The sequence below is a fragment of the Halorubrum sp. CBA1125 genome (assembly GCF_009742825.1).
GTDB lineage: Archaea > Halobacteriota > Halobacteria > Halobacteriales > Haloferacaceae > Halorubrum.
Window position 1 is genome coordinate 1 of sequence record NZ_WPCE01000229.1, and the last position, 4,102, is coordinate 4,102.

Genomic DNA, 4,102 nt, shown 5'->3' on the forward strand with positions numbered 1-4,102 from the left:
CCGAGGTAGGTGGGGCGGATCCGTTGGGAGGTCGCGGCCGCGCTGGAGGGCAGGGTCGACGCCGGCGGCGGCCGCGGCCGACTCGCGGACCGATACCCCGCCGACGCGGCGACGATCGCGGCCGCCCTGGAGCCAGTGGTCGACCACGTCGAGGCCGGCCATCCGGTCCCGACCGACGAGCGGATCGTGATCGAGGGGAGCGCCCGAACCGTCGCGGTCAACGCGGCCTTCGGCCACGAGGTCAACGAGACGCTCGCGCGCCTGCTCGCGGCGCTCGTGGGGCAGCGCGCGGGCTCGTCGGTCGGGATGGAGGTCGACCCCTACCGGATCACCTTCGAGGTGCCGAGCGGGGTGGATCCGGGGACGTTCCGCGAGGTGCTGGAGACGACCGACCCCGACCGGCTCGGCGCCTACCTCGAACTCGCTCTGAAGAAGTCCGACGCGCTGAAGTTCACGCTGGCACAGGTGGCCGCGAAGTTCGGCGCCGTCAAGCGCTACCGCGAGGGGAAGGGGCGCTTCGGCGGCGACCGCCTGCTGGCGGCCCTCGAGGGGACGCCCGTCTACGACGAGGCGCTCCGGGAGGTGTTCCACGCCGACCTCGCCGTCCCGGAGACGGCCGACCTGCTCCGGGACTGCCGCTCCGGCGCGGTGACCCTCGCGATCGCCCGCGAGCGCACCCCGCTCGGCACGGCCGGGCGCTCGGCGGGAACGGAGTTCCTCGTCCCCGAGAACGCCGACGCCGACGTGATCGAGACGGTGCGCGAGCGCATCCGAAACGACCGGGTGACGCTCTTTTGTCTCCACTGTGCCGACTGGACGCGCACGACGAAGGTCCGGCGCGTCCCCGACGCGCCGTCGTGTCCCGAGTGCGGATCGACGCGGATCGCCGCCCTGAACCCGTGGGACGACGAGACGGTCGCCGCGGTGCGCGCGACCGAGAAGGACGACGAGCAGGAGCGCCGGACGGAGCGCGCCCACCGCGCGGCGAGCCTCGTCCAGTCGCACGGCAAGCGCGCCGTGATCGCACTGGCCGCCCGCGGCGTCGGCCCGCACAACGCCGCGCGGATCATCAACCGGCTCCGCGAGGACGAAGACGAGTTCTACCGCGACGTGCTCCGACAGGAGCGCGAGTACGCTCGCACGCAGTCGTTCTGGGATTGACTCGCTGGGCTGACCCGCTGGGGCTGACTCGTTCGGACTGACTCGCTGGACCGACTCGTGAGGCGGCCGTGTCGACGGCGGTTCCCGCTCGACGTGTCCAGTCTCGAAGCGATCGGTCCGTTCGTGGCTATCGTTCACAATCGACGCGATAGAACTTGATTATCAGACAGATAATTTCGTTATTACGGATCGATCGTCTCGTGTTCCGAGCTTCGATTTCCACCACAACAAGATATATATACTATCGTGTCATTCCTTAGCATGCATGTCTAGTAGTGCACCCAGCTCGGACGACGACGTGTTCGACGAGTTCCTGTCTGACCGCGGCCACGAGACAGAGATCGTGCGCTGGGAGCGATCCTATAACAAGCTCCAGTGCCCCGAGTGCGGTGCGCTCCACGACCAGGGAACGACCCGGTGTTCGGTCTGCGACTGGCGCCCGACCTGACGGCGGCGGTGCCGGCGCTCGCGAGGACACCACGGTTCGACCGTAGTTCCGGAGAACCGGACCGTCGATTTCTTTCGCCGAGAGCCGGCGGCAGTATTATGTAGTGTCGATAGATACTGACGAGCATGCCGAGCTGTCAGAACTGCGGTTCGTTCGTCACGGCCGACTACGTTCGGGTGTTCACGCCGAACGAGGTCGACCGTCCCCGCGTCTGTCCCGCCTGCGAGGACCTGGTCCGAGACGGCGCCGACGTCCGAGAAGCCCGCGCGACACGAAGCAACTGACCACGGAACGCCCACAGAACAACCGACGGCTGACACAGAACGACCCACAACCGACCACAGAACGACTCACGACCGACGCCGAGACTCCCCATACCGGGCGCGAACGCCCGAAGTCACGGCGTTTAAGGAGAACGGGGATCTGGAGTAGATAATGACCGCACCCACCGTGACGCGACTGTTCGGCGGCCCCGGCAGCGGGAAGACCACCGCGCTGCTGGACCGCGTCGAACGGATCCTCGAAGAGGAGGACGCCGACGTCCGCGACGTGCTCGTGGTCTCGTACACGCGCGCGGCCGCCGCCGAGATCCGCGAGCGGCTCGCCGAGCGCCTCGACATCTCCCCCCGCAGCCTCCAGGGGAACGTCTGTACCATGCACGCGAAGGCGTACGAGCTGCTCGACCTCTCGCGGGGCGACGTCGTCGGCGAGGACGACAAGGAGGCGTTCTGCGAGGAGTACGGCATCGAGTTCGAGGACCAACACGGCGGCGCCGGCCGCCGGACGGCCCGGTCGACGACGATCGGCAACAAGATCATCGCGACGTCGCAGTGGCTCCAGCGCACCGAACGCGACGTGGCCGACTGGTATGACGTCCCCTTCCAGTGGAACGTCGAGGAGGTCCGGCTGCCGCCCGAGGAGGATCCGAACGCCCAGCAGGGGAACAAGTACACGCCGACGTGGCCCTCCGACGACGACCGGATCGACATCCCCGAGACGATCCGCGCGTGGCGGGCGTACAAGGGCGACAACGGGCTCGTCGGCTTCGCGGACATGCTCGAACGCGTCTCCCAGCGCTCGCTGGTGCCGAGCGTCGACTACCTGGTGATCGACGAGTTCCAGGACATCACGACGCTGCAGTACAACGTCTTCGAGGAGTGGAAACCCCACATGAAGAAGGTGCTCATCGCCGGCGACGACGACCAGGTCGTCTACGCGTGGCAGGGCGCCGATCCAGACCTCCTCTTGGACACCGCGGTCGACGAGGACGTGATCCTCCCGAACTCCTACCGGCTCCCCTCCGACATCCTCAACGTCGTCAACGCCGAGATCCGCCACATCGACAAGCGCCAAGAGAAGGATCTCCACCCGCGCAAGGAGGGGGGCAGCGTCGAGGCGATCGAGTCGCCGTCGATGATCGAGCTGGTCCGGAACGTCCGGTACACGATCGAAGACGACGAGGGCGACGTGATGTGTCTGTTCCGCGCGCGCTACCAGATGTTCGACTTCATCGACGAGTTCATCGACCACGGGATCCCCTTCACGATGCTCACCGACGGGCGGATGTGGACCGACCGCGTGCGCGACTACGTCAACGCCGTGGAGAAGGCCGACGCCGGCGACCCCGTCACCGGGCTCGAGGCTCGGCGGCTGGCCGACATGCTCCAGGAGTCGGCGTTCGGCACCCACGACCGCGAGGAGTTCTACGACTTCCTAGAGGACCGCGAGGAGGCGGCCGACGTCGACGACATCGCCGAGATCGAGATCCCGGCCGGCGACCTCGACGACTACATCCCGTTTATGCCCGACACGGCGAGCGCCGACGACATGGTCCGGAAGGTGACGAGCTTCCAGCGGAAGTCGATGGGCGCGTACTTCGAGGGCGACTACCACGGGATGGATCCCACCCGCGTCCGTGTCGGCACGATCCACTCCGCGAAGGGCCGCGAGGCCGACCACGTGTTCGTCGCGACCGACCTCACGGAGAAGGTCGTCGAGCAGATGGCCGCCTCCATCGACGACCCGACCGACGTCGACGGCGTCGAAGAGTTCACGAAGACGACGAGCCCCGTCCCGCTCCTCACCGACAACGAGCGCCGCGTCTTCTACGTCGGGATGTCGCGTGCCCGCGAGCGGCTCGTGATATTAGAGAGCCTGATAAGCGGCGCGCCCACCCTGCCGATCAGCGTCCTGCTCTTCAACGAGTTCCGCGACGAGCCCGCCCAGGAGCTCGTCGAGGAGGTACAGTCGGAGCTCGCGGTCCCCGAGCCCGAGCCGTGAGCGGCGACGGCCCGGCACGGGGTGACGACCCGGAGCGCGACCCTCCTTCCGGTCCGTCTCCCTCGCCGCTCCGGACCGACCTGTCGCCGATCGTCGACGCGGTGCGAGACGCCGACGCGGCCGCGTTCGTCGCGGTCGGCGGACCGATCCGATGACGACCTCCGGTACCTCACCCGGTTCGGCGATCTCGACTGGACCGAAACGGACCGAGCC

At 67.8% G+C, this 4,102-nt stretch carries 4 protein-coding genes and 1 pseudogene; all 5 read left to right on the forward strand.

Translation table 11 applies throughout. From position 1 onward, the window contains the following. Nucleotides 1-9: 9 nt before the first annotated feature. Nucleotides 10-1,161: pseudogene (locus GJ633_RS14665) on the forward strand (helicase); the annotation flags it as partial. Between the two features lie 265 nt (nt 1,162-1,426). Then, a complete protein-coding gene (locus tag GJ633_RS14670; protein ID WP_156589401.1) occupies nt 1,427-1,609 on the forward strand; it encodes an HVO_0416 family zinc finger protein in 183 nt (60 codons plus the stop codon). A 125-nt stretch (nt 1,610-1,734) separates the two neighbouring features. Further along, nucleotides 1,735-1,893, forward strand: coding sequence for a hypothetical protein (locus tag GJ633_RS17305; RefSeq protein ID WP_197431362.1), 159 nt, complete (start codon nt 1,735-1,737; stop codon nt 1,891-1,893). Nucleotides 1,894-2,044: 151 nt separating this feature from the next. Further along, complete coding sequence (locus tag GJ633_RS14675; protein WP_156589402.1) at nt 2,045-3,889, forward strand: UvrD-helicase domain-containing protein; 1,845 nt, start codon at nt 2,045-2,047, stop codon at nt 3,887-3,889. Beyond that, on the forward strand, nt 3,886-4,044 hold the full coding sequence (locus GJ633_RS14680; protein ID WP_156589403.1) for a hypothetical protein: 159 nt from the start codon (nt 3,886-3,888) through the stop codon (nt 4,042-4,044). The genes GJ633_RS14675 and GJ633_RS14680 overlap by 4 nt, the downstream gene beginning before the upstream one ends. The last annotated feature ends 58 nt before the right edge of the window (nt 4,045-4,102 follow it).